Genomic DNA, 25,293 nt, shown 5'->3' on the forward strand with positions numbered 1-25,293 from the left:
CGGGCCTCAGGCTTGCGGGCCTCAGGCCATCTCGAACAGGCGCTTGTGTTCGCGGATGGCGTAGCGGTCCGTCATGCCCGCAATGTAGTCGGCGATGGCGCGGGCCTGCTCGTTGAAAGCCGGACGGCGATAGTCGGGCGGCAATAGGCGCGGATCGTCCAGGAAAGCCGCAAACAGCTCGCGCACGATGCGGCGCGCCTTGGCCGTCATGCGCAGCACGCGGTAGTGACGGTACAGGTTGTCGAACAGGAATTTCTTCAGCTCGTCGGCCTCGCTACGGATCTCGGGCGAGAAGGTCGCCAGCGGCGGCGCGCGGCGCACGTCGTCGGCGGTGGCGGGCGCGAACTCGCGGATGCGCGCCAGCGAGGTCCGCGTCAGGTCGACGATCAGCGTATTGATCATGCGGCGTATGGTCTCGGCCACGGCGCGGCGCGCAGCCAGCCCCGGATAGCTTTCCAGCACATGGGCGTGATGGCGCTCGAAGATCGATACTTCCTTCAGTTGTTCCAGCGTGATCAGGCCCGACCGCAGGCCGTCGTCGATGTCGTGGTTGTTGTAAGCGACCTCGTCCGCCAGGTTGGCCAACTGCGCCTCCAGCGAGGGCTGGGTGCGGTCCAGAAAGCGCTGGCCGACCTCGCCCAACTGGCGCGCGTGCGCGGCCGAGCAGTGCTTGAGAATGCCTTCCCGCGTTTCGAAACACAGGTTCAGGCCGTTGAAGTCCGCGTAGCGTTCTTCGAGTTCGTCCACCACCCGCAGGCTTTGCAGGTTGTGCTCGAAGCCGCCCGCCTCGGGCGCCAATTCGCGCATGCAGGCGTTGAGCTCGTCCTGGCCGGCATGGCCGAACGGCGTGTGGCCCAGGTCATGCGCCAGCGAAATGGCTTCGGTCAGGTCTTCGGACAGGCCCAGGCTGCGCGCCAGCGTGCGCGCAATCTGGGCCACTTCCAGGCTGTGGGTCAGGCGGGTGCGGAACAGGTCGCCCTCGTGGTTCACGAAGACCTGGGTCTTGTATTCCAGGCGCCGGAAGGCGCCGGAATGGACGATGCGATCACGATCGCGTTGAAACTCCGTCCGGTTTTCCGGCGGCGGCTCGGCATAGGTCCGCCCGCGCGATTGAGACGGGTGGGATGCATAGGAAGCCAGCTCTTTCATCTGCAACACCGTCTCCAGCATGTCTATTGAGTGGTGCGAGCCAGGACGGCGCGCACGGCGTCGTCGGGAGCAGCCCGGGTCATGGCTTCGCCGATGCGCGGCATGAGCACGTAGCGGATCGAGCCGCCTTCCGTTTTCTTGTCCACCTGCATCAGGTCCAGCCAGCGGTCGGCGCCCAGGTCAGGAGCCACGACGGGGCAACCGATGGCGGCCACCAGGGCGCGCACCCGCGCCACGTCGGCGCGGTCGAAACCGGCGACATCGGCCGACAGCTCGGCAGCCTGCACCATGCCGCAACCGACCGCCTCGCCATGCAGCCAGGCGCCATAACCCAGGCCGGACTCGATGGCGTGGCCGAAGGTGTGGCCCAGGTTGAGTATGGCGCGCAGGCCGGACTCGCGCTCGTCCTTGCCTACCACCTGGGCCTTGAGCTCGCAGGAGCGGCGGATAGCGTAGGCCACCGCCTCGGCATCCAGCTCGCGCAGTTTCTGCGCATTTTCCTCGCACCAGGACCAGAAGTCCGGATCCAGGATCAGGCCATACTTGATCACTTCCGCCAGGCCCGCGGACACCTCGCGCGCCGGCAGCGTGTTCAGCACGTCGGTGTCGATCTCGACGGCCACCGGCTGGTAGAACGCGCCGATCATGTTCTTGCCCAGCGGATGGTTGACGGCGGTCTTGCCGCCCACGGACGAATCGACCTGCGACAGCAGGGTCGTGGGTACCTGCAGGAAGCGCACCCCGCGCATGTAGACCGCGGCTGCGAAACCGGTCATGTCGCCGATGACGCCGCCGCCCAGCGCCACCAGCACGCAGCGGCGGTCCAGGCGGTTGCCCAGCAAGGCATCGAAGATCAGATTCAGCGATTGCCAGTCCTTGTAGGCTTCGCCATCGGGCAATTCGATGCGCAGCACCCGCTTGCCGGTACGGGCCAGCGCGGCTTCGGCGCGTTCGCCATACAGGGCCGCGACGGTCGGATTGGTGACCACGGCGATCGCGGTGGCGTCCGCCGGAATGCTCTGGTCCAGGACGTCCAGGCGGCCGGGGCCGATATGGATCGGGTAGGCCCCGCCCGGGGTGTCCACGTGTACAACGTTCATATGCGCTTCTCGAAGGCTTGCAGTTGCGGCAGCAGCGCCTTGACCAAGGTGTGGATGGGCATGGCGCCCGTCTCCACCACCAGGTCGGCCACTTCCTTATAGAGGGGTTCCCGCAGGGTCATGAGGTCGCGCAGCGTGCCGCGCGGGTCGGCCGTGGCCAACAGGGGACGGTTGCGGTCGCGGCAGGTGCGGCGGAACAGTTCGTCCACGCTGGCGCGCAGGTAGACCACGATGCCGCGTTCGCGCAGGCGCTGGCGGTTTTCCGGCGCCAGGATCGCGCCGCCGCCGGTGGCAAGAATTATGTTGCGCCGTTGGGTACACTCTTCCAAGGCGGCGGATTCCCGGCGACGAAAACCGGCCTCGCCCTCGATTTCGAAGATTACCGGCACCCGCACGCCGCAACGCGCCTCGAGCTCATGATCCAAGTCCATAAACTCGCGCCCCAGGGCACGCGCCAAGCCACGCCCTATGGTGGTCTTGCCCGCGCCCATCATCCCGACCAGGAAAACCGGCAGGTCATGCGGCAGCGTGGCGGCCTTGCCTGTGCACTCGATCGCGCAAGGCTGGTTTTCGGGCGTCTCGCAGGAGGACGCCGGGTCCGGGTCAGCCTCCGGACATGAGTTAGCGGAAAAGTTCATGACGGCATTATCACATCAGCCGCCAGTTGCCCGCCTACCACACTGAACGATTTTGTTACAGAAACCGGTGCCCCGTGCCAAGACGGACCCGGAGATACCCGTAAAATCGCCGCGATGAGCAAGCCCCAGAATTCCTCCAAGAAAGACAAGCCCGCCAAGAGCGGTTCCCCGATACTGCGATTCTTCGTAAAAACCGGCATTTTCTTTGCCGGCCTGTTCCTGTGCGGCGTGTTGCTGGCTGGGATGGCGTTGGCGCTGGCCTGGCCCAACCTGCCCGACCTGAACGCCATGACGGACTACCGCCCCCGGGTGCCGCTGCGCGTCTTTACGGCGGATCGCGTCCTGATCGGCGAATTCGGCGAAGAGCGCCGCAACGTGCTGCGCTTCAACGAAATCCCGGACGTCATGAAGTCCGCGGTGCTGGCGGCCGAGGACGACCGCTTCTATCAGCACGGCGGGATCGACTGGATGGGCGTGGTGCGGGCGGGCCTGACCAACCTGGTCAACATGTCGAAGTCGCAGGGCGCCAGCACCATCACGATGCAGGTGGCGCGCAACTTCTACCTGTCGTCGGAAAAGACCTATTCGCGCAAGTTCTATGAACTGCTGCTGACCTTCAAGATCGAGTCGGAGCTCACCAAGGACCAGATCCTCGAGCTCTACATGAACCAGATCTACCTGGGCCACCGCGCCTATGGTTTCGCGGCCGCCTCGCGCACCTATTTCGGCAAACCCCTGTCGGAAGTCACGCCCGCGGAAGCCGCCATGCTGGCCGGCATTCCCAAGGCGCCGTCGCGTTTCAACCCCATCGCCAACCGTCCGCGCGCCGAGCTGCGCCAGCGCTACGTGCTGGGCCGCATGCACTCGCTGGGCTACCTGACCGAACCGGAATACCAACAGGCGCTGGCCCAGCCCATCGTCATGAAGTCCGCGGAAGGCACGCCGGCCGGCGGCTATTCCGTCCATGGCGAATACGTGGCGGAACTGGCGCGCCAGCTGTTGTTCAACGTGTACCAGGACAACGTCTATTCGCGCGGCATCAACATCTACACCACGGTGCAGTCCAAGGACCAGGAAGCGGCCTATCGCGCCGTGCGCGAAGGCGTGCTGGAATACACGCGCCGCGCGCCCTACCCCGGCCCCGAGGAACAGCTCGACCTGCCGCCGGGCACCGAGAACAATCCGCAGGCGCTCGACGAATTCCTGGACGGCGTGTTCGACAAGTTCAGCGACAGCGGCGACCTGCTGACCGCGCTGGTGCTGTCGGCCAGCCCCACCGAAGTGAAGCTGGCGCGCAGCTCGCGCGAGATCATCACCGTCACCGACAAGAAGGTGCTGGGCGTCGTGGCGCGCGCGCTGAACGACAAGGCCAAACCCGAGCAGCGCATCAAGCGCGGCTCCGTGGTCTACATCCGCAAGTTCGGCGACAACTGGGAAATCATCAACCTGCCTTCGGTGCAGGCGGCCTTCGTGGCGCTGTCGCCGCAAGATGGCGCCATCCGCGCCATGGTCGGCGGCTTTGACTTCTACCGCGGCAACTTCAACCGCGTGACGCAAGCCTGGCGCCAGCCCGGTTCGAACATCAAGCCCTTCATCTATGCCGCTTCGCTGGAGCGCGGCCTGACCCCGGGCACGCAGATCTCGGACCAGCCCTTCGAACTGACGGCCGCGCAGACCGGCTCCAAGGCCTGGAACCCGAAGAACTACGGCAACCAGTACGAACCCATGCTGACCCTGCGCCAGGGCCTGTACAAGTCCAAGAACATGGTGTCGATCCGTATCCTGCAGGCCATCGGCCCGCAGTACGCGCAGGACTACCTGACCCGCTTCGGCTTCGACAAGGCCCGCCAGCCCGCCGTGTTGCCGCTGGCGCTGGGCGCGGGCTCGGTCACGCCCTTGCAGCTGGCCGGCGCCTTCTCGGTGTTCGCCAACGGCGGCTACCGCGTCACGCCCTACCTGATCGACCGCGTCACCGACAGCAGCGGCAAGGTCATCATGCAGTCCAAGCCGGTCGTGGCCGGCGACGCCGCCGCCCGCGCCATCGATCCGCGCACCGCCTGGGTCATGGACGACATCCTGCGCGGCGTGGCCACCTACGGCACCGCGGCGCGCGCCCGCGTCCTGCTCAAGCGCAACGACATCGCCGGCAAGACCGGCACCACCAACGAATCGGTGGACGCCTGGTTCTCCGGCTACACCCCGTCGCTGGTCGCCACCGCATGGCTGGGCTTTGACCAGCCCAAGTCCCTGGGTTCGCGCGAAACCGGCGGCGGCGTCGCCATGCCGATTTGGGTCGATTACATGCAGACGGTCCTCAAGGGCGTGCCCGAAGAGAAGCCGCGCCCCCGTCCCGATGGCCTGTTGGTCGAAAACGGCGAGTTCTACTTCTCCGAATTCCCGCCCGGGCAGGCGGTGGCGCGCCTGGGCTTGCCCGAGGCCGACACGCTGGGTGAATTCCTCAACGGCCTGAACGGCAGCACCAGCGAGGAAACCAAGATCAAGGTAGCGCCGGGCGTGGGCACGCAAGGCAACACGCCCTGGTCCCAGAAGATTCCGTTCTGACGCGCAAATGACAAGGCCGGCCCCATGGGGCCGGCCTTTTTTTTCGCCTGAACCTGGTGTTTTACAGGCGTATCGTCACGGGCACGCCCGCGGCCGCGGAACAGATCTGCGACAGGGCGTCCGGCAACTGGGGGCCGCCTCGGGTATCGTTCCAGTGCTGGCCATCGTAGCGGTAGTGGAAGCCGCCGCTGCGCGCCGCGACCCACAGTTCCTGCATGGCAGCCTGGCTATTCACCACCACGTGGGTGTTGTCTTCGAAAACCATCGTCAGCACATTGCCGCTGCGGCTGGTTTCGACATCGACATCGAGCGAAGCCGCCCAGTCATCGGCCTGGCTTTCGATGCTGTTCAGCACCTGGTCGATCAACGCAAGAAATTCGGTTTCGGTCATAATCGAGCCTGCAAGATTTAGGAGTTCCCAGTGTTCCACTTGGCATTTCGCCGCATGGTCCTTCGCATTGTAGCCACGCTGCTGGCGACCGGCATGGTTGCCGCCTGCGGGTATAAAGGTCCCTTGTACATGCCGACGCCGGACGGCAAGCCGCCCTCGCGTACGGAGCAACCGCCGCAGACGGTCATTCCGCCGGCGCCATCGCTGCCATGACACCCCGATTCCCCGCGCAGCCTGAACTGGCCGGTCATCCGTACTTCCAGTTCCGCAACAATGTCCTGTACGCCGAGGACGTGCCGCTGGACCACCTGGCCGAAAAGCTGGGCACGCCGCTGTACGTGTACTCGCGCGCCGCGCTCAAGGCTGCCTGGGAATCCTACCGCAACGCCGTCGGCCAGCATCCGGTGCTGGTCTGCTACGGCATGAAGGCCAATTCCAACCTGGCCGTCCTGAAGGAATTCGCGCGCCTGGGCGCGGGCTTCGACATCGTTTCCGGCGGCGAACTCAAGCGCGCCCTGGCGGCGGGTGCGGACCCGTCCAGGATCGTGTTTTCCGGCGTGGGCAAGCAGGCCTGGGAAATGCGCGCCGCGCTCGCGGCCAAGGTCAAGTGCTTCAACGTCGAGTCCGAAGCCGAGCTACGCCTGCTATCGACAATTGCGCATGGCATGGGCCTGCGCGCACCCGTCTCGCTGCGGGTGAACCCGGACGTGGACGCGCAGACGCATCCCTACATCTCCACCGGCCTGAAGGAGAACAAGTTCGGCATCGCCATCGAGTCGGCGCTGGACGTCTACCGCCTGGCCCAGTCGCTGCCGGCCTTGGAAATCGTGGGAGTGGACTGCCATATCGGTTCGCAGCTCACGGATATCAGTCCCTATTTCGACGCGCTGGAAAAGCTGCTGGACCTGATCGAAAAGCTGGATCAGGCCGGCATCCGGATCGCCCATCTGGACCTGGGCGGCGGCCTGGGCATCCGCTATACGGATGAAATTCCGCCCTCGCCCCAGGCCCTGCTGGACCGTGTCTTCGAACGCCTGAACGCGCGCGGCTTCGGCCATCTGCACCTGGTGCTGGAGCCCGGCCGATCGCTGGTGGGCAACGCCGGCGTGCTGCTCACGCGGGTCCAGTACCTGAAGCATTCGGAAGCGCGCAACTTCGCCATCGTCGACGCCGCCATGAACGACCTGCTGCGTCCCGCGCTGTACGAAGCCTTCCACGGCGTGCGCCCCGTGCATCCGCGCGCGGGCGACGAAACCCTATACGACATCGTCGGCCCGGTCTGCGAAAGCGCCGACTGGCTGGCCCGGCAGCGCAAGCTGGCCATCCAACAGGGCGACCTGCTGGCGGTGGAGTCCGCGGGCGCCTACAGCATGGCCATGGCCAGCAATTACAACGCCCGCCCCCGCGCGGCCGAAGCCATGGTCGATGGCGACAAGTACTACGTCGTGCGCCAGCGCGAAACGCTGGAAGACCTGCTCAAGGGCGAATCCACGCTGCCCTGAGGGGCTGCCGCCATTCGCGGCACGGACCGCGCGCCGCAGGCGGTCCGATACCGAATCGTTCATTCGAACTCATGCGTAATGGAAGCCGGACGGCCGGCCGCCACCGTCAGGGTCATGCGGTAGTCGCCCGCTGATGCGTTGCGCACCGTCACCTGGTAACGGCCGGGCGGCAGGGACAGTTCGCGCAACGGCGGGCTGACGCCGCGCGAGCGGCCATTGACCAGCACCTCTCCCCATGGACGCACGGCCACGCGCACCGTGACGGGCGCCGCCTGAGGCGGCGGGGTCACGGGCGCGGCGGGGGCTGCCGCGGCTTCAGGCTCAGAGGCGCTTTCTGGTTTTGGGCCGGCGGACGGCATGGCGGAGCCAATGGCCGCGGCCTGCGGCGGCGAAGCTGGTACGGCCGCGGCGGGGGAATCTGGCAAGGTCGGTGGAGCCGGCGCGGGCGCGGGTTGCGGCTGTGGTTCCGACTGCGGCTGGGGTTGCGGCGGTGGTTGGGACGGTGGCTCCGATTGCGGCTGAGGTTGCGGCTGGGGTTGGGGTTGGGGCGGCGCCACGCCAGCCAGTTCGACCGGCGGCTGTGCCGGCCGCAGCCATGCATATCCCCCCGCCGCGAGCAGCAGAAGGCCCGCCACGGCCAGCGGCAGCATGCGCCGCGCCGGCCCCGGGTGTTCAGGCCGCATCGCCGTCAGGCGCGCCGCAGCCGGCGGTGGATCGTCAAACTCGTCGGCGGGCGTCTCCGCCATCAATGAAGGCGCGGCCGTGTCCGGCTCCGGATCCTCCATCGGACCGGGTACGGAAGCCGCCGCAGACGCCGGCACCGCCGGCGGGATCACCCCCATCGCCGCAGCAAGCGCCGCGGCTGTGCGCGGCCTCGCCTGCTCGTCCATCGCCAGGCCCTCGTCCACGGCGGCGCAGAACGCCGCGCGATAGGCGCCCGGCTGCCATGCATCCAGAGGCAGGCAATCGTCGCGCACGCGGCGCGCCAGTGCGCCTGGCGGGGCCGCGCCCGTCGCCAGGAAGTACGCCAGCGCCGCCAGCCCGTACACGTCCGTCCAGGGGCCGCAAGAATGGCCCGGATCGTCCGTGTACTGTTCGAACGCGGCGTAACCGGCATGGCGTGCGGCGTCTTCATCATCGGGCGCCGCATCGCAAGGCGGCGCCAGGACGGCAAAATCCTGTCCGTCACGGACCACGGCATCAGGGCTGATGCCGCCATGCGCCCTGCCGGCTTCGTGCATGGCGGCCAGGGACGCGGACAAGCCGGCGACGACTCGCAGGATCTCCTGTTCACGCAGCCGCCCGGGCGCCAGGCGCAGGATATCGTCCAGGCGTGCCGCATCTGAAGCGGCCGGGAAGCCTGCCGCGCCCGGCTCAGGCGGCACAGCTGAAGTTCGTAGCATGCGCGGTCCTCCGGCAGTTTCAGGGATGCCAGGTCGGCAGGGATGAGAACAGCCTGGCGAACAGCGTCGCGTTCAACGCGCCGCCATGGATGTAGGTCTGCAATGCCGCGCCGTCCGCCTGGTTGGTCCACCAATAGCTGGTGTGGGAACTGGGGTTGAAGCAGAACGGCAGATCGGGCCAGGCGCCCAGCGCGCGGCGCGCCAGCGGCGCGGAGTCCTGCTCCCGGCCGGCGCTCAGGATGTCCATGATGTCGCTGCCGCCGCGCGGCGCGGCGGCGCCCGGCGCCGCGGCAGGCGTACGCACCTGCTGCAGGCTGCGGTCGAACTGTTCCGCCGGGCAGCCATGGCGCACCGCCGCCAGCATGCTGGCGCCGATCTGCCGGTAGTAGTCGCTGGCGCCATCCAGGATGCTGCTGTGGTATTGCGCGGGCGGCACGGCCATGACCACGCACAGCGGATAGCCCCGGCCCACCCGGTCGCGGCTGGGCGTGATGCAGCCCAGCTGTGCGACGCCCGCGCCCGGCCCCGCCGGAATCGCGAAATTCCAGATGGGCGCCGACGCGAAGCCGCGCGCGGCATTGATGTCTGGCGCCTGCTTCAGCGCCGCCAGCCCGAACTGCAGCCAGCGGTCCCACCAGGTGATCAGCTCACGCGGCAGGCGCCGGTGCACGAAGTCGCCCGCCGCCGGAATCTTGCCGTACCAGCCCACACGCCCACGCTCCACTGCTAGCTCCATGTCCTTGTCCTGTTCACGACGCGCCCGGGCAGGCAAACGCCTGCATCTCGCCCAGATGGAAAGGGCTCTTGACGCTGCTGGCGGTGATCTCCAGCACCACCTTGCGTCCGCCCAGGTCGAATGTGGCCAGCGTGACCTCCGGCGTGGCCCCGCGCCGCAGCTGGGCGCGGTCCAGCATGCGGTTCAGCGCCCAGGGACCGGACGTGGTCATGCCCGCCGCCCCGACCTGTGGCGTAAGCTCGATGCGCACCTGGTTGCTGCCGCGGGGGCCGGGCCACTGCACCGTGGTCGCCACCTGCGGGCCATGCGCGTAGCGCACCGCCTGGCCGTCCACGTCCATCACGAACTGGGTAATGCCCGCGTCCATTTCCACGGGCTTGATGGCCACCCGATACGAGGGCATGGGGTTGCCTGCCATGAAGTACACGTCGCGGATCACGCCCGCGCGCTGGAACGCGTCCAGCGTGGCGGAGTTCTCCCCCGACTTGCCGTCGATGCCCGGTTTGAAGCGCCACCGCTGTCCGGAAACGTCGATCTGGTTCGCCAAATTCTTCTGGAAGAAGTCGTCCATCAGGCCGTTGGGCCCGAACAGCCGCGCCATGTCGTTGGGCGCCACGTCGCGCGCCGAACGGCTCGAAAACGGATAGCGTCCGGCCACCGACTGGCCGCAGAACATGCCGATGGTGGCGGACACGGTCTCGCCCATGCGCGCGCGGGCCACGTCGGACACCTCGCCGGACGCGTTCACCGATAGCGCATTGAGCACGTCGCGCAGCGGCCCCGGCAAGCGGCCCGCCTCGGCCCGCAGCTTGGTCACGGAATCCGAGCTGGGCGCGGGGCTGCCGCTGCGCAAGGCCGCATCCGCCGCCGTCAGATAGGTATAGAGCTCGTTGATGAGGCCGGTGGTGGCGGCGATCGGCGAGGTGGCGCCGGCCGCCGCGCCCTCGCCTTCGGCCAGCCGGCGGTACGGCTCGAAATGCTGGTCCACGATGCGCTCGAGCTTCTCGTCCGTGGCGTCGGCCCGCATGGCCGCGCCAGGTCCGGTTGGCCCGAACATCTGCTCCAGCGCCTCGCGCGTGCTGCTGACGCGGTCGCGCGCCTGATCCACCAGCGAGCGGTCATCCTTGCCGGTATCGCGCAGCAAGGAGGTCTCTCGCGCAACGCCGCGCACCAGCTGCACCAGCGGCGACTCCGGCGCGGACAAGGTGCGCGCCATCTGGATGTTCTGCAGCAGCGACTTGCTGGGCGCCAGCTGCATATCGTTCAGATAGCCGTCCCACTGGGCCACGTAATCGTTCATGTACAAGCGCTTGATGTCCACCACCAGCTGGCGTTGCGCCGTCTGGTCCAGCTGGCTGCGCAATGGGATGTTCAGGATCCACGCATCATCCGAACGCAACACCTCGGCCACGCCGGTCACGCGCTTGTTGAAGACGTCCCAATAGCCGCGATAGCTGTAGAGCGCGGGAATGCCCTGGCTCAACGGCTTGCCGCTCTTGCGCACGAAGACGGCGCTGGCCTGCGCGCCGCCCAGCGTCACCACCGTGATCTCGGGCGCCGCATCGGCGTTGGCCAGGGTACGGCGCAGCCGGCTGTACGCGCGTTGCGCCAGCGTGTAGCGCGCCAGCTTCTCGCGCGCCTGGGCCACCAGCGCGTCGTCCTTGGGAAACGGCGAGGCCAGCACGTGGCTCTGCGTCAGGTTGCGCAGGTGCAGCGACAGCTGTTCGTACTGGCGCCGCGTGTAGCCTTCAGGCAGGGTGGCCTGCATGTCCGAGAGCAGCCACGCATGCATGAACTCCGCATCGTAGCGCTCGGCCTCGTACAGCATCAGGTAGGCCCGCAGCGCCTCGTAGGAATACTCCAGGTCGCTGGCCGAGGCGTCGCGCAGGGCCGTCTCGACACGCCGCGCCACCTGCGGCAGCAGCACCTGGTCCAGCGTATTGCCGTACACGCCCTGCGCCGCCGCCCGCAGCTTCTGGCCCTGGTAGAGGCCATAGCGATAGCTCAGCGGCGGATTGTCGATCTCGAAGCCCTCGTGCTGGGGCAGGTACCAGAGGCTGTCCAGGAACGGCATCAGCCCCAACAGGTCGCCGGTGCGCGTGATCTTGATGTCGCGGCTCAGCTTCTCCACCGCCGGCACCCGCCGCGCCACTTCTTCCACGTAATCGGCGTTGTTGCGATAGCTCATGGCCCAGCCCGCGACCAGGGCCAGGAAGGCCGCCGTCACCAGGCCGTACCCCGCCCAGTGCAGCTGCCGATAGCGGCGTTCCCAGCGCAGGTTGCGGCTGGCCAGGCCCGCCTCGCGGAAGATGACGTCCTGCAGCAGGTTCTTCAGGAAGTAGCTGCGTCCTTCCGCCTCGCCCGGCACGCTGGCCGCGGGCGCGGCGCCGCCGTCGATGCGCAGGTAGCGCTTCAGATGGCCAGTCACCTGGTCGAAGGTCTCTCCGCCCTGCGTGCCGCTGGTGAAGTAGACGCCTCGCGGGATCACGCGCGCCTCGAACTTCGAGGTCGCGAACACATCACTCAGGAAATGGCCCAGGATGGCCTGCAGGCCCGCGAACTGCTGCGGCAGCATGTAGGCCAGCGCGCGCCGCGCCGGATCGCTCTCTGCCGCCACCACTTCAGGCAAGGCGTCATCCAAGCGCCGCTGCAACAGCGCATATTCTTCGTGAAAGGCTTCATACAGGTCGAAACCCGGCTCCTGCGCGCGCGCATACGGCAAGGTAAAGCCCCAGATCTGCGCCAGCTCGTCGCGGGTAAAGGAAGCGAAGTACTCTTCGAAGCCCGACAGCAGATCCGTCTTGGTCACCAGCACGTACACCGGAAACGCGATGCCCAGCTGCTCGCGCAATTCCTGCAGGCGGCGCCGCAGCACTGCCGCATGCTGCGCGCGCTCCGCGTCGGACGCCGACAGCAGGTCTTCGACGCTGACGGTAAGCATGGCGCCGTTGATGGGCTGGCGGCCGCGGTACTTGGACAGCAGGCCGAGAAAGCCGCGCCACTCTTCTTCGTCTCCGGTCGGATCGCTTTCGTGCGTGGTGTAGCGCCCCGCCGTGTCCAGCAGCACCGCATCGTCGGTGAACCACCAGTCGCAATTGCGGGTGCCGCCCACGCCGCGCAAGGCCACCTTGCCGTAGCGTTCGGCCAAGGGAAAGTTCAGCCCCGAATTCACCAACGCGGTAGTCTTGCCCGCGCCCGGCGCGCCGATGATCACGTACCAGGGCAGCTGATACAGGTACTGCTTGGAGAACCGGTCGAGCGCGCCGCGCCTGCCGCGGCTCTCGAAGCGGGTCTTGCGCAATAGCTCCACGGCTTCGTGAAAGCGCGCTTCCAGCTGGCGTATCTCGTCGTTGCCGGCGGCTTCCTCCAGCGGCTTTTCCGCCTTGGGTCTGGGCCGCCGCAACTGGCTCAGCAGCTGCGCGTTCAAGCGCCCTTCGCGCCATTTGCGCCACAACAACCGCAGCAGCCAGATCGCGAACATCGCCACGATGACAGCGATGCGCACCGTTTCGCTTTCCAGCGGACGCACCGTGCCGATGGCGATAAGAGGCCCCGCGATCCAGATCAGCACCGCCAGGGCCACCAGCCCCAGGAAGTTCCACACGCGGCGGCTGAAGAACCATCCGAACAGCCTGTAGATCATTCCTGTCCTCCCTGCTCGTGCGCCACCGGCGGCACCAGCACCGTGATCTCCACCCGCCGGTTCAGCGCGCGGCCCGCGGCCGTATCGTTGGGCGCCACCGGATCGGCATCGCCGCGGCCTTCGGCGCGCACCCTGGCCGTCTGGCCCAGGCGCTGCTCCAGCATGTCCTTGACCGCATCGGCGCGCGCCTGCGAAAGATGCCAGTTGGACGGGAAGCGCGCGCTGCGCATCGGTGTGTTGTCGGAGTAGCCGCGCACCAGGATGCTGCCCTGCGTCTCGCGCAAAGCGTCGGCCACGCGCGACAGCACCGGCAGGTACTGGTCGCGCACGGAACTGGCGCCGGATTCAAATACGCCGTCGCCCCGCAGCACCACCACGCTGCGGTCCACCTCGTCGCGCACGGTGACCAACTGGTCGCGGATCTCGGGCGCCAGGAACACCGCCAGCCGCGGCGCGGGCGCGGGCCGCTTCACGGTGGTCGGGGCGATCTGTACGGTCGGCGGACGCAGCTTGGCGATGGACGCGAACACGGCGTCGGATTCGCTGCCCAGGCGCCAACCCAGGCCCCAATACAAGGCCAGCGCCAGGACGGCAGCCAACGCGCCGAACACCCATAGCGGCACCGGCAGGCGGCGCAATGGCGTCTGCGCCGGCTCGTCGCGCCAATGCGGAGACAGCGCCAGCGGATAGTCGCCGCGCGCGCCGCGCAGGATGCGCAACAGGCGCTGGCGCAGCGTTTCCAGCTGCGAACGGCCGTTGTCGATGACGCGATAGCGTCCCTCGAAACCCAGCAGCAGGCAGTAATACAGCAATTCCAGCAGATCCAGGTGCTGCCCCGGATTCTGCGACAGCTTGGCCAGCAGCTGGAAGAACTTCTCTCCGCCCCAGGTCTCGTTGTGGAACGTGACCAGCAGGCTGTGCGCGGACCATACGCCGCCCCCGCCCCATGGCGTAAGCGCCGCGGCCTCGTCCAGCGCCGTGCACAGGCAATAGCGCGCACCCAGTATGGTTTCGTTGGGGATGCCCGCCTGCTGCGCGCGCAGCTCGAATTGACGCACCTCGTCCAGCAAGTGCTCGCGCAGCATCGCCGGCGAAGGATGCGTCGCCGTGGCGCGGATCTGCGGAATCAGGTCCAGCAGCGGGTTCGCCGCCGCCACCAGCGGATTGGCGCCGCTGATGACGTAGTCGTGAGGCCGCAGCCTGCCCGCCGTATTGGCGGCGCCTTCGCCGATGCCGCCCGGGGGGCCGGCCAGCGTGTGATCCGAAGCATGCATAGTTGTCTCCGCCTGGTTTGGCCGCGCTCAGTCGCGCAGCGCCCAGAACTCCATCGTCAGCCCGGGAAAATCGCCCGCCAGATGCAACGCAAGCGCGCCGGTGCGCTCCAGCTGCTTCCAGAACTCGCCGCTCTTATCCAGTTCGAAATAGACGTGTCCGGCGCTGTACGGAATCTGCCGCGGCGCCACGGGCAGCGCGCGCACGCCGACGCCCGGCAATTGCAGGTGCACCAGGTCGCGGATGCGCTCCACCGGACCGATCTTGACCTGCGCCGGAAAGCGCGCCCGCACGGTCTCCACGCCCATGTCCGCATGCACCGCCAGCACGAAGCCGGCCGACTGCAACAGTTCCGCGTCCTGGATCTGCGCCACGCGCACGCCCTGGCCGCGGTCCTGCAGCGGTATCTGCAAGGCGCGCTGCTCCAGCACGGCCGACAGCGATCGGCGCAGCTCATTCATCAACGGCGTGAAGCTGCCCTGCAGATCGTCGTGCACGTAGTCCGGCAGCACGCCCGGCCGCCGCGTGGCGGACGTGAAGGTGGCCAGGTCGCAGGCCAGCATCAGCCAGTCGTGGAACAGGCGTTCGGGATGCTGCGCCGGAAGTTGCCGCGCATGCCAGATCGAACCCATGTAGCGGTTGACGGTCTCCAGCAGCATGAAGTCCGACACCTCGGAAACGCCGCCGCGGCCGGGCTGAGACAGGCGCGAGGCCAGCGCCTCGCTGCGCGCGTCGAGCAGCCCCTGCAGTTCATCGACGAAGCCGCGCAAGACCGGATGCTCGCCCGCCGCCAGCCACGGCGCCACATAGCCTTCGTCCAGCACCACCCGGTTGTCCGAACGCCGCTCCAGCACGCGCGCCACCCCCAGGCCCAGCCAGTCGTCGGTAAGTTCGTCTTCCAGCATCAACCGCAGCCGCAAGCGTCCAAGCTGCATCAGGACGGGTTCCAGAGCCACGGAGCCGCTGTCTTCCACTTCGGCTTCGTGCACCAGATAGCGCGCCAACGTGTCTTCCTCGCCTTCGTAGATGACGTCGCTAGCGCCGGCGCGCACGCGCGGCAGGGCCAGCACGACGCGCGCGCCGCGCGTCTGCGCCGGCACTTCGAACGCCGCGGGCGCCGCGTCCGGATGCGAGAAATCAAAAGGCGTGCCGTCGGGCATGACGCCTTGCGCCCTGGTCACCGCCACCTTGCCGATCGCCAGCGCGTCGCGGTCCAGCGACAGCTGGCCAAAGCCCCAGAAGCATCCCTGGAGCATGGCTGCGCGTTGCTGCGCGGTGTGCAGCATATGGCGTTCAAACTGCTGGAAATGCTGCGGCCGCAGGAACATGCCCTCCGACCAGATCACTTTGTCTCTGCTCACCATGTGCGGTTCTCTTCGCTTCTAAAAGGGCCACCACGAACGGCTGCGATCCACTTCTTCCAGCCCGTCGCGCTTGACCGCGACCTTCACCGTCTCCTCGTTCGGCGAAAACTGCCAGACCTTGTAGATGTTGGTGTTCTGCGCCTCGGGCAACGACACCAGCAGCCGCCACTTGCTTTGCTCCAGTTCGCGATAGGCCGCCACCACGCCCACCACGCGCGCCTCGGCGTTGCCGGGGTACTGCACCACCTTGGTTTCGCCCGGCTTCAGGATGACCTGATCGACATTGAGCAGCTCCGCGCCCAGCGCCGCGTGCGCATCGCCCTGCAGCGTGAAGAAGTCGCGCGATTCGAAGATGCTGGCCGATTTCAGTTCATAGATGGTCACCTGCACCGGCGACGGCCTGCCGCTGGCGTTCTGGTTCACTTTCGGATCCGCGCGCAGTTCGATCGCGTACGGCACGGGCACGCGCTTGGCCGTCGACGAACATGCCGCGAGCATCGCCGCCGTCAACGCAGCCGCGAGTATCGCCGCGATGCGCCGCCGTTTCGTCGGAATCACTCGTAGGCATGGACTGCTCATAAGACCTCGGAAATAAAAGTACACACGTCTGTTACGCCGCGACGCATACCTTGCACGGCGAGCCGCTATCATCGGCGGAATGACCAGGCCTACACACTCCAAACGACACGCCCGCGCCATGAAACAGCCCGCACGCATCTGCTTGATATCCACGCTCGCGCTGCTTGCGGCCTGTGCTTCCACCCCATCGCCGCAGGCTGTGGAAGCCTTGCAGCAGGTGCGCGACGAATACGCCGCCAGCCGCTTCGGCGCCGTCGTGCGCACGGTCGCGACTTCCGACGCGCTTGCCACCGCGCCCACGGCCATGCGGGTCGAAGCGCTCAAGCTGCAGGCCTTCAGCTACTGCGTGACCAACTATCGCCAGCTGTGCGAAGACAGCTTCGCGCGCATCCTGCAGTTGCAACCCTCGTTCCAGCTCGCGCCGAATGAGGCCGGACACCCCCAGTGGGGACCGGCGTTCCAGGCGGCGCAAGCGTCCCAGACCCGTTAACGCGCCGACGGCGCCCAGGAGACAGGCGTGAAGCTCACCGTGTTCCAGCGTGCCGGCGATCCGGCCTTCGAACCCATCCACGCCGTGTTCACGGCGCCCGGCGGCACGGTAGGCCGCAGTCTCGACAACCAACTGGCCCTGCCCGACCCGACGCGCGGCATCTGCCGCGTGCAGGCGGCGATCCGCGTCAACGACGAGGACGCCGGCTTTCTGCTCAACCTGAGCGACATGAGCACGGTCAGCGTCAATGGCCAGGCGCTCGCGCGCGACCAGGAAGTGCCGCTGCATCCAGGCGACGAGCTGCAGATCGGCGACTACCGGCTGCGCGCCGCAGCGGCCGCGCCCGAGGCGCCGGCAACCAGCGTGGCCGCCGCGGCCGACGACGACATCTTCAGCGACCTGATCGGCCCGGGCACCCTGCCCGTGGGCAGCGCGCCGGACGTCTCCACGCACCCCTTCGATCTGGACTCCGCGCAAGCGCGCAACCCGGAGGATCCCCTGCGCCACCTGCCGCCCGGCGACGGCGCGGTGTCGCGCCCGCCCACCGATCCGCTGGCGCTGTTCGATGCGCCCGGCGACGGCACGCCCAGCATCTTCTCGGACGGCACCCCGTCCGCCCTGCCCGCCCACGACGCGCTGGCCGAGCACCGCACTCATCCCGTCGACGACACGCTGGGCCACCCGCGCGACGCGGCAGACGCCCGCAGCGCGTCCAACCATCTGCGCGAGATCGGCGGCTACCTGCGGCCCGCGCCCGTCAAGCCCGAGTCCGGCGACAAGAACCGTTGAGGTCTCAGGCGTAGTCATAGCGGAACTCCCCGTCGGCGGCCGACAGGCTTACCTTGCTCAGCCTGCGGTCCTGCATGGAGGCGCCCAGCAGTTCCCGGCTGATCCGCGGCAGCACCGTGTTTGTCAGCACGGCATCCACCATGCGCGCCCCCGACTCCACTTCGGCGCAGCGCGCCACCACCAGCGCAGTAGCCTCGGGCGTCACCTCCAGCACGATGCCGTGCTGCTCGAACAGGCGGCGGCGCACGCGTTCGAACTGCAGGTCCACGATGCGCGCCAGCATGGCGTCCGGCAGCGGCAGGTAGGGCACCGCGACCAGCCGCCCCAGCAGCGCGGCCGGAAAGGCTTGCAGCAGCGGCTCGCGCAATGCCGCGGCCAACGCGGCTGCGTCGGGCAGCAGCTCCGGATCACGGCATAGAGCCGCAATCCGTTCCGCGCCCACGTTGGAGGTCAGGATGATCACCGCATTGCGGAAATCGATGTAGCGCCCCTCGCCGTCCTCCATCCAGCCCTTGTCAAAGACCTGGAAGAAGATCTCGTGCACGTCGGCATGCGCCTTCTCCACCTCGTCCAGCAACACCACGCTGTAGGGCCGCCGGCGCACGGCCTCGGTCAGCACGCCGCCCTCGCCATACCCGACATATCCCGGCGGCGCGCCCTTGAGCGTGGACACCGTATGCGACTCCTGGAACTCGCTCATGTTGATTGTGATCAGGTTCTGTTCGCCGCCGTAAAGCGCCTCGGCCAGCGCCAGCGCGGTCTCCGTCTTGCCGACGCCGCTGGGACCGCAGAGCAGGAACACGCCTACCGGCTTGTCCGGGTCGGTCAGGCCGGCGCGCGAAGTCTGGACGCGGCGCGCCACCGCATCCAGCGCTTCACGCTGGCCGATCACCCGCGCCGAAAGCGTATCCGCCAGGTCCAGCACGGCGCGCGCCTCGTCCCGCAGCATGCGGCCCACGGGTATGCCGGTCCAGTCGGCCACCACTGCGGCCACGGCGGCGGCATCGACCGCGCAATGCACCATCGCCGTCTCGCCCTGGCTGGCCGTCAGCGCTGCACGCGCCTGCGCCAACGCGTGGCGCTGATCTTCCTGGGCGTCGGAGGACGCGAGTTCCAGCGTCTGGCGGAGTGTCAGCACGCGCTCGGCCAGCCCGCGCTCGGAATCCCAGCGCTCCGCCAGCGCCCGCTCCTCTTCCGTCGCGACGGCCTGCTCGGCCGCCAGCCGTTCGATCCGCTGCGCGTCGCCTTCTCCCAGACACAGCTCGCGTTCGGCGATGCGTAGCGCCAGCTCCAGCGCCTGCACCCGCCTGCGCGCGTCCTCCAGGCTGGGCGGTGCCGCATGCTGGCTGACCGCGACGCGCGCGCAGGCCGTGTCCAGCAATGCGACGGCCTTGTCGGGCAGCTGGCGCGCCGGAATGTAGCGGTGCGACAGCGTCACCGCCGCTTCGATCGCCTCGTCCAGCAGCAGCACGCCATGGTGCGCCTGCAGCGTTTCAGCCAGCCCGCGCAGCATGCCGAATGCGCGCGCCTCGTCGGGCTCGTGCACTTGTATGACCTGAAAGCGGCGGCTCAATGCGGGGTCTTTCTCGATGTACTTCTTGTATTCCGACCAGGTGGTGGCGCCTATGGTGCGCAGTTGGCCTCGCGCCAGCGCCGGCTTCAACAGATTGGCCGCGTCTCCGGTGCCTGCCGCGCCGCCCGCGCCCACCAGCGTGTGGATCTCGTCGATGAACAGCACCACCGGCTTCTCGCTGGCCTGAACCTCGTCGATGACGCCGCGCAGCCGCTGCTCGAATTCGCCCTTCACGCCCGCGCCCGCCTGCAGCAGGCCGATATCCAGCAGATACAGCGTCACGTCGCGCAGTTGCGGCGGCACCTCGCCTGCCGCCAGGCGCAGCGCCAGCCCTTCCACCACGGCTGTCTTGCCGACGCCGGCCTCGCCGGCCAGCAACGGATTGTTCTGCCGCCGCCGCATCAGCACGTCGATGAGCTGGCGAATTTCCTCGTCGCGCCCGGACACCGGGTCGATCTCGCCCGCGCGCGCCCGCGCAGTCAGGTCGACGGCGAACCGCGCCAGCGCGGAACCGCCCGCGTCCGGCGCCCCGGCAGCGGCGACGGATGCAGTCTCGGCCGCGTCTTCCGGCGAGCCCTGCACGATCTCCGGCAGCTGTTCCAACAGCGTGTCTGGCGCGATGCGCGAGAACTGGGCCGACATGCCCAGCAGCACATGGCGCAGCGCGTAGGTCCGCGCCAGTCCCGCCAGCAGATGGCCGCTGCGGATGCGCGCCGCGCCATAGCGCAGCGAGCCCAGCACCCAGGCTCTTTCGACCGCATGGTCGATGTGTTCGGACAGGTCGGAAACCGAGCCCGCGCCGGCCGGCAGGCGGTCGAGCTCCGCGGTCAGGTCGGCCTGCAGGATGGCCAGGTCCAGCCCGAAGCGGCGCGCGATGCGGTGCAGGTCGCTGTCTTGCGCGTGCAGGATCTGATGCACCCAATGCACCAGCTCCACATAGGGATTGCCGCGCAGCTTGCAGAACGCGGTGGCGCCCTCCAGCGTCTGGTAGAGCAGCGGATTGAGCTTTCCGAAGAGGTCGATGCGGCCGATATCGGACATGGCATGGTGGCGCGTCATACGCGCGTCGTCGTTGAGGTTGAGGCCGGCGCACGGCCACGTGGCGGCCGAGCGCCGCGGCTTTCGTAGTCCAGCAGGAGATCGCCCGCCTCGCCTTGTTCGGGCCGGCGCCTGCCCAGCCACGACGACAGGCCCAGCGGACGACTTGCGCCCAGGCTCAGTCCGCGCGCGTCCTCCGCACGCAGCACCGGTCTCAGGTCCCAGGCCAGCTCCATGCCGATGTAATGCCTGACCCAATGCGTCAGTTGGCGGGCGCGTGCGCCTCCCGGCAGAAAGCTCTGGTAGTCCTCCAGCGCCAGCGGGCCGATCTCGATGCGGAACTTGTGCTGGGCATCGCGCACCGCCACGCCCAGCACCGTGTCGCGTCCCAGTCCCGCAAAGCCGCCCAGGCCCAGACGCTGCCCGGGCTCCAGGCGGATCCATTGCGGCACGAACTCGCGGATACGCACGGGCAGGCCGAAGAACGATTGCAGGATGTGCTTGAGTCCTTCGGGGTTGCGGGTCTGCCGCGTCAGGTGGCCCGCCATGTGGTACTTGGCGTGATCCAGCACCGCATCGCGGCGCCGCATCGACGGTTCGCCCATGTGCAACAGGCTGGCCACGTAGCGTGTAAAGCGCTCGTCCTTGCGGTCCAGGCTGACCGTGCTCTGCGCGTCCGCCCAGGCGCGGTAGAACAGCAGGATGAGCCGGTGATGGAACACGTCGGCAAATGCGGACAGCGTGCGGTCGCCGTGATGCGCCAGGCGCTCGCGGGCATGCTCCGTCAGGTGCAGGGGCAAGGGTCCGTTGGGACCGAACAGGCCGAAGCTGTAGATCGACAGTTCCGCGGGCCGCCCGCCCGTCGCGGCGCGCGCGGCGGCCACGGTCGACGGCGCGAATGCCATCGACGGCTCCTGCCGCAGCCGCACGGGTTCGTGGCGCGCAACCGTATCGCGTCCCAAGGGCTTGCGCGCGCCCGAGAGCGCATCGATCCAGCGCAAGGCATGGAACAGGTCATGGGCGTACGGTTCACGCTCGACTGCGCGCCACCATTGCGCCAGCGCGCCAACAGGCGCGGCGGACGGATGGACGGGATCGGCGACGGGCTGGGCGATATCCACCGTCCTACCCCATGTGTATCTGCTTGGCGTCCACCTTGACCAGGTCGCCGCCCGTCACCACCGTGTAGGCCGCGTGCAGCCGCGCGCTCTGCTCGGCCTGGAAATCGATGGCGCCGGCGCGCACCTGGTCCATCTCGCTGACGCTGCGCTGCGACAGCCGCGCCATCAGCGTCATGCGGTCCATCACTGCCTCGTAACTGCGGCCCACCAGCCGCACTTCACCCACGGTGGCATGCAGCTGCTTCGCCACCATGCGCATGCTGCCGCAGGTATGGCGTTCCTCTCCGGCCTCTACCGCGTACTCGGGCGCCCGCACGCGCACGGCGCTCTCGCCCTCCAGCAGCACGCCGCCGCTGCGCGAGCGCAATACCAGATCGCCCTCGGCTTGCAGCGTGGCGCGCGCGGGATCGGCCTGCACGGTCACGGCGATCAGGTAAATGCGGGCGGGGTCCGGGCCGCTGATCAGCACCTCGTCGCCCGGCTGCGGCTCCAGCAGGCAGCTGGCGGCGCGCTGCACGGTCCAGACGCGGCCATCGCAGGCCACGGCATAGCTGCCGTCGTCTTCGCGGCGCAGCAGTTCGCCCAGCAAATGGACGGGGTCGTAAGCCATGCGGCTCAGATGTGCGGCGGACTTCATCACGCGCTCCTTTTAGTGTGCACAGCCCCTAGACCACGGGCCGGCGTCCCATGCGGGGCTTGTAGCGGGCGATCTCGCCGCGCTGCAGGGTCGACAGGACCAGCTCCGACATCAGGTTGATCGATACATGGCGTGCGAAGAACTGCTCCAGCACGGCGCCAAACAGATAGGGGCTGATGCCCGAAAACGCGGTCTCGTCCACCTGCAGCGCGATGCGCACGCCGCGCCCGTGGACGATGGGGCCGGGCACGGGCAGGCGGTGATGCACCGGCGTCGCGCTGACGTGCCGCAGGCCCGCGATGTGCCGGCGCATGCCCGGCTCGGCCAGGTTGCCGTACACGTGCAGCATCTCGCGCAGGGTCTGCGCGCCCTGCTCGGCGTCCAGGTCGGTCAGGCTGAGGTAGTTCAGGCCCAGGTGGCTGATCAGGTGCCAGGTAGCGGCGTTCTCGGCCAGCGCCGCGCGCGGCCGTGAGGGCCCGTGCAGCACCTTGACCGCGCGCACCGGCGCCGACACGCGCAAGGTCATGTCGGTGTCGCCGCCCAGCGGCAACAGCAGCGCCAGATCGCGGTTGGTGCACAGGGTCTCCAGGGTCAGGTGGCGCAGGTCGCCCGAGAACGGCGCCTCACGCCGGTCCACCAGCGACAGGAACACTTCGCTGCCGATGTAGCCGCTGCGCGTGCCGTTGCGTTGCGCGCTATCGGACACCAGCCGCGGCTCGCGGCGCATGGAGAAGTACGCGCCATGCTCGTCGGGGTCGCTGCCCAGCGAACCGTAGAACGGCCGGAACTCCTGCTCCTGCCGTTGCGCGGCAGCATGGCCCGCGACGCGCGTCACGCCGTAGACCTCGTAGTCCAGCGGGCGGCTGCGGTCGATGACCACGTGGTACTCGGAAGTCCTGGGCGTTACCGCCACGCGGTCCGCCCGCTTGGCGAACAGGTTGATCACCGGCACGCAATGCAGCGCCAGGTTGGCGGCCGATATCGCCCCTTCCAATTCCGGCGCCGCCATCGAGAACAGCAGGGTCAGGTCGAAAGCACGGGTTTCGCGCTGCGCGCCCTGGGGCAGCGCGGGCGTGCGCAGACCCTGCTTCAATCCGTTGACGCTGAAGAACAGATAGCGCTGCGCAAATGCGAAATACTCCTGCAAGAGGCGATAGCCCTGGAACACGCGGGCGTCGCCCGGCAGCAACGCCTGTTCGTCGGCAAAACCTTCGTGACGCACCGCGTCCGGCGGCAACCTGTTGATCCATGCCACCGGCCTGGCGGTGTCGTGCCCCAGCACCGCCACGGTATGCCCCATGACGACTTCAAGCAGGCGCTGCATCTGCAGGTCCTGGCCGTTCAGGTGGAACACCAGCTGATCGAGATCCAGGTCCTCCAGGCGTTGCCCGCCGCAAACCTCTATCCGGATGCGCAGCGCGCTCAGCACGCGCGCAGTGCGCCCGGCCAGGCCCAGCCTCGCCAGCGGCAGATCCTGCGGCGCGGCCGTGAATTCCGCCTGCGTGACCTGCAGCGGCCACAGGCGCAGGGCGTGGCCGGTGGTGAAATCGCACGGCGTCTGCTCGCCGCGCGCCACACGGCCGCGCAACAGCGTGCCGCGCGGCAATTCGAAGCCTCCCGCCAACGTGCCCTCGTTCATGCTGGGCGCGAACTGCACGATGGCCATCGCCGGGGTGGGCGCCAGGTAGTTGGGATACACCACCTCCAGCAGCCGCTGCGAGAAGCGCGGAAACTCGGCATCCATCTTCATATGGATGCGGGCGGTCAGAAAGCTGAAGCCCTCCAGCAGGCGTTCGACATAAGGATCGGCGACCTCCGTGGCATTCATGCCCAGCCGCGCCGCCACCTTGGGATGGGCCTGCGCAAACTCCGCGCCCAGCTCCCGCAGATAGACCAGTTCCCGGTTGTAGTAATCCAGCAGCCGATCGTCCATCAGGCACCGCCCAGATCGCGCAGATCCATGTGGCCGCTTTCCAGGTCGATGTCCGTGCGGAACAGGAACTCGAGCGGCTGCGGCACGCACCACAGCATGCCGCGTATCTCCAGGCTCAGCACATTGTGGTGCTCCAGCGTGCCGGCATCGGACACGCAGCGCACTTCCACCGACGAATCCAGGATGCGTGGCTCGAACGCGGAGATCGCTTCGCGGATCGACTCTTCGACGTCGATCCAGTCGATCTCCGACATGCGCTTCCCGGCCATGGCGCGCACGCCGAAGTTCAGCGCCGAGGCGGCCACCGGGCGGTGCGCCGACAGATCCTGGGACGCCTGAAGATTGACGGTATTGAGCAGCCAGCGCAGGTCCCGCAGCACCGCCGCGCGCAGCGCCTCATGCGTCAGCATGGCGTTTTCGCGCGGTTCTTCGCGCTTGGCGGGTTCGTTGTCCATCAGGCGGTCCAGCAGCGACGGCTGCAGCCGGTCGCGCGCCGCGCGCTGGCCGCGCGAGAGCGGCTCCCAATCGCCCGGACGGTCGGCGTGGCCCATCACGCCAGCTCCAGGCTGCGTACCTCGAGCAGCGCAATATCCGCCGCATCCGTCAGCCACATCTTCTGCCCCACGCCCGCGTAGGTATCACCCTGCAACGCGCGCCAGTCGGTCGTCCTGCCCAGCTTGGCCGAGTCGGACAGTTCGACCATGCGCGCGCCGGGCGCCGCGGGGTAGCGCGCCGGCACCAGGCCCTGCCGCACCCGGCCGTCTTCCAGTTCGATCTCGGCCTGCGCCCAGACCAGATCGCACAGGCCTTCCGGCGCAAGCAGACGCACGCGCTTGAGCGCGGCGAAGGGCAACCACACGTAGCGCCCGCCTGCCAGGAACTCGAACACCGGCCCAAGGCGGCTGTCGCCGTCGCAGATCCACTGGAACGGCTGCGCAGTCTCTTGCGCCGCCAGTTCCAGCAGACCGGCGCGCGCGCTGGCATCCTCGAAAGCCTTGCCGCGCAGCTCGGCCGCCTGGGCTGGCGCGGTACCGTCCAGGCGCAGCGCCGATATCATGGCCCGCAGCCAATCGGCGGGCTCGCCCAGCAGCGCGGGTTCGCCTTGCCCGGCAAGCACGGCCTCGCGCTCGCGCTCCGCCGCGATGGCGCTGGCGTAGAGCACCTGCGTCGGCCGCGCCTGCGCGTTCAGATGCCCGCAGACATTGAGCTGCTCGGCCGCGCGCGCCCAATCGCCCTGCACCGCTAGCAGCTGGAACAGCTGGGCGCGCAGGTCCGCGTCGGCGGGCTGCCGGCGCACCTGCGCCTGCAGCTCGTCCAATTGGCCAGCCAGGCTGAGCGCGCCGAAAGGAACCGCGGCGATGGACATGGGTGCC

21 protein-coding genes are annotated in these 25,293 nt (G+C 68.2%); 5 read left to right on the top strand and 16 right to left on the bottom strand.

Going from position 1 to position 25,293, the window contains the following annotated elements; translation table 11 throughout:
• Positions 1-21: 21 nt before the first annotated feature.
• Genes IAG39_RS30670 through IAG39_RS30680 form a run of 3 tightly spaced genes read right to left on the bottom strand, consistent with a single transcriptional unit; the run spans position 22 to position 2,743 of the window.
• A complete protein-coding gene (locus IAG39_RS30670; RefSeq protein WP_373429025.1) occupies positions 22-1,170 on the bottom strand; it encodes a deoxyguanosinetriphosphate triphosphohydrolase in 1,149 nt (382 codons plus the stop codon).
• Between the two features lie 2 nt (positions 1,171-1,172).
• On the bottom strand, positions 1,173-2,249 hold the full coding sequence (gene aroB / locus IAG39_RS30675) for a 3-dehydroquinate synthase (protein WP_118933107.1): 1,077 nt from the start codon (positions 2,247-2,249) through the stop codon (positions 1,173-1,175).
• The gene (locus tag IAG39_RS30680) at positions 2,246-2,743 is read right to left on the bottom strand and encodes a shikimate kinase (protein WP_223283394.1); all 498 of its coding nucleotides are present in this window, start codon (positions 2,741-2,743) and stop codon (positions 2,246-2,248) included. Before IAG39_RS30680 ends, aroB begins: the two co-directional genes overlap by 4 nt.
• 258 nt (positions 2,744-3,001) lie before the next feature.
• Between IAG39_RS30680 and IAG39_RS30685 the strand changes: the two genes are divergently transcribed.
• On the top strand, positions 3,002-5,449 hold the full coding sequence (locus IAG39_RS30685; RefSeq protein WP_059379435.1) for a penicillin-binding protein 1A: 2,448 nt from the start codon (positions 3,002-3,004) through the stop codon (positions 5,447-5,449).
• A 61-nt stretch (positions 5,450-5,510) separates the two neighbouring features.
• Here IAG39_RS30685 and cyaY read toward each other — a convergent pair whose 3' ends face one another.
• A complete protein-coding gene (gene cyaY, locus IAG39_RS30690; protein ID WP_013396958.1) occupies positions 5,511-5,840 on the bottom strand; it encodes an iron donor protein CyaY in 330 nt (109 codons plus the stop codon).
• 54 nt (positions 5,841-5,894) lie between these two features.
• Here cyaY and lptM point away from each other — a divergent pair, with 54 nt between their 5' ends.
• Together lptM and lysA are read left to right on the top strand one after the other, a co-directional pair.
• On the top strand, positions 5,895-6,053 hold the full coding sequence (gene lptM / locus IAG39_RS30695; protein WP_191295227.1) for an LPS translocon maturation chaperone LptM: 159 nt from the start codon (positions 5,895-5,897) through the stop codon (positions 6,051-6,053).
• Positions 6,050-7,342, top strand: a complete 1,293-nt coding sequence (gene lysA / locus IAG39_RS30700; protein WP_059379433.1) for a diaminopimelate decarboxylase — start codon at positions 6,050-6,052, stop codon at positions 7,340-7,342. The genes lptM and lysA overlap by 4 nt, the downstream gene beginning before the upstream one ends.
• A 59-nt stretch (positions 7,343-7,401) precedes the next feature.
• Here the strand turns inward: lysA and IAG39_RS30705 are convergent, their stop codons facing one another.
• From IAG39_RS30705 to tssJ, 6 genes are read right to left on the bottom strand one after another with little or no spacing between them, the layout of a single operon-like run.
• Positions 7,402-8,745 carry a hypothetical protein gene (locus IAG39_RS30705; RefSeq protein WP_124260370.1) on the bottom strand — a complete coding sequence of 448 codons (1,344 nt, stop codon included), beginning with the start codon at positions 8,743-8,745 and terminating at the stop codon, positions 7,402-7,404.
• A gap of 19 nt (positions 8,746-8,764) precedes the next feature.
• Complete coding sequence (gene tagF, locus IAG39_RS30710; RefSeq protein ID WP_059379431.1) at positions 8,765-9,481, bottom strand: type VI secretion system-associated protein TagF; 717 nt, start codon at positions 9,479-9,481, stop codon at positions 8,765-8,767.
• A gap of 13 nt (positions 9,482-9,494) precedes the next feature.
• The gene (gene tssM / locus IAG39_RS30715) at positions 9,495-13,124 is read right to left on the bottom strand and encodes a type VI secretion system membrane subunit TssM (RefSeq protein ID WP_118933109.1); all 3,630 of its coding nucleotides are present in this window, start codon (positions 13,122-13,124) and stop codon (positions 9,495-9,497) included.
• Positions 13,121-14,398: a DotU family type VI secretion system protein gene (locus tag IAG39_RS30720; RefSeq protein ID WP_059379429.1), complete on the bottom strand. Its 1,278-nt coding sequence runs from the start codon at positions 14,396-14,398 to the stop codon at positions 13,121-13,123. The genes tssM and IAG39_RS30720 overlap by 4 nt, the downstream gene beginning before the upstream one ends.
• Positions 14,399-14,425: 27 nt before the next feature.
• The gene (gene tssK, locus IAG39_RS30725; protein ID WP_118933110.1) at positions 14,426-15,760 is read right to left on the bottom strand and encodes a type VI secretion system baseplate subunit TssK; all 1,335 of its coding nucleotides are present in this window, start codon (positions 15,758-15,760) and stop codon (positions 14,426-14,428) included.
• A gap of 18 nt (positions 15,761-15,778) precedes the next feature.
• Positions 15,779-16,258 (bottom strand): type VI secretion system lipoprotein TssJ, encoded by a 480-nt coding sequence (tssJ, locus tag IAG39_RS30730; RefSeq protein ID WP_240633310.1) that lies wholly within the window; start codon positions 16,256-16,258, stop codon positions 15,779-15,781.
• Between the two features lie 199 nt (positions 16,259-16,457).
• Between tssJ and IAG39_RS30735 the strand changes: the two genes are divergently transcribed.
• Entirely contained in the window at positions 16,458-16,829 is a 372-nt protein-coding gene (locus IAG39_RS30735) for a TssQ family T6SS-associated lipoprotein (protein WP_059379426.1), read from the top strand.
• A 27-nt stretch (positions 16,830-16,856) separates the two neighbouring features.
• On the top strand, positions 16,857-17,618 hold the full coding sequence (locus tag IAG39_RS30740) for an FHA domain-containing protein (protein WP_118933112.1): 762 nt from the start codon (positions 16,857-16,859) through the stop codon (positions 17,616-17,618).
• Positions 17,619-17,622: 4 nt separating this feature from the next.
• On the opposite strand, the gene tssH is transcribed toward IAG39_RS30740, so the two are convergent.
• The 6 genes from tssH to IAG39_RS30770 are packed head-to-tail and all read right to left on the bottom strand — an operon-like array spanning position 17,623 to position 25,286.
• Complete coding sequence (gene tssH, locus IAG39_RS30745) at positions 17,623-20,232, bottom strand: type VI secretion system ATPase TssH (protein WP_118933135.1); 2,610 nt, start codon at positions 20,230-20,232, stop codon at positions 17,623-17,625.
• Positions 20,233-20,246: 14 nt separating this feature from the next.
• Entirely contained in the window at positions 20,247-21,350 is a 1,104-nt protein-coding gene (tssG, locus tag IAG39_RS30750) for a type VI secretion system baseplate subunit TssG (RefSeq protein WP_118933113.1), read from the bottom strand.
• A gap of 4 nt (positions 21,351-21,354) precedes the next feature.
• A complete protein-coding gene (locus tag IAG39_RS30755; protein WP_059379424.1) occupies positions 21,355-21,987 on the bottom strand; it encodes a DUF3540 domain-containing protein in 633 nt (210 codons plus the stop codon).
• Positions 21,988-22,015: 28 nt separating this feature from the next.
• Positions 22,016-23,920 carry a type VI secretion system baseplate subunit TssF gene (gene tssF / locus IAG39_RS30760; protein ID WP_059379423.1) on the bottom strand — a complete coding sequence of 635 codons (1,905 nt, stop codon included), beginning with the start codon at positions 23,918-23,920 and terminating at the stop codon, positions 22,016-22,018.
• A complete protein-coding gene (tssE, locus tag IAG39_RS30765) occupies positions 23,920-24,471 on the bottom strand; it encodes a type VI secretion system baseplate subunit TssE (protein ID WP_118933114.1) in 552 nt (183 codons plus the stop codon). The genes tssF and tssE overlap by 1 nt, the downstream gene beginning before the upstream one ends.
• Positions 24,471-25,286, bottom strand: coding sequence for a type VI secretion system accessory protein TagJ (locus IAG39_RS30770; RefSeq protein WP_118933115.1), 816 nt, complete (start codon positions 25,284-25,286; stop codon positions 24,471-24,473). The genes tssE and IAG39_RS30770 overlap by 1 nt, the downstream gene beginning before the upstream one ends.
• Positions 25,287-25,293: the final 7 nt, after the last annotated feature.

Source organism: Achromobacter xylosoxidans (genome assembly GCF_014490035.1).
GTDB lineage: Bacteria > Pseudomonadota > Gammaproteobacteria > Burkholderiales > Burkholderiaceae_B > Achromobacter > Achromobacter bronchisepticus_A.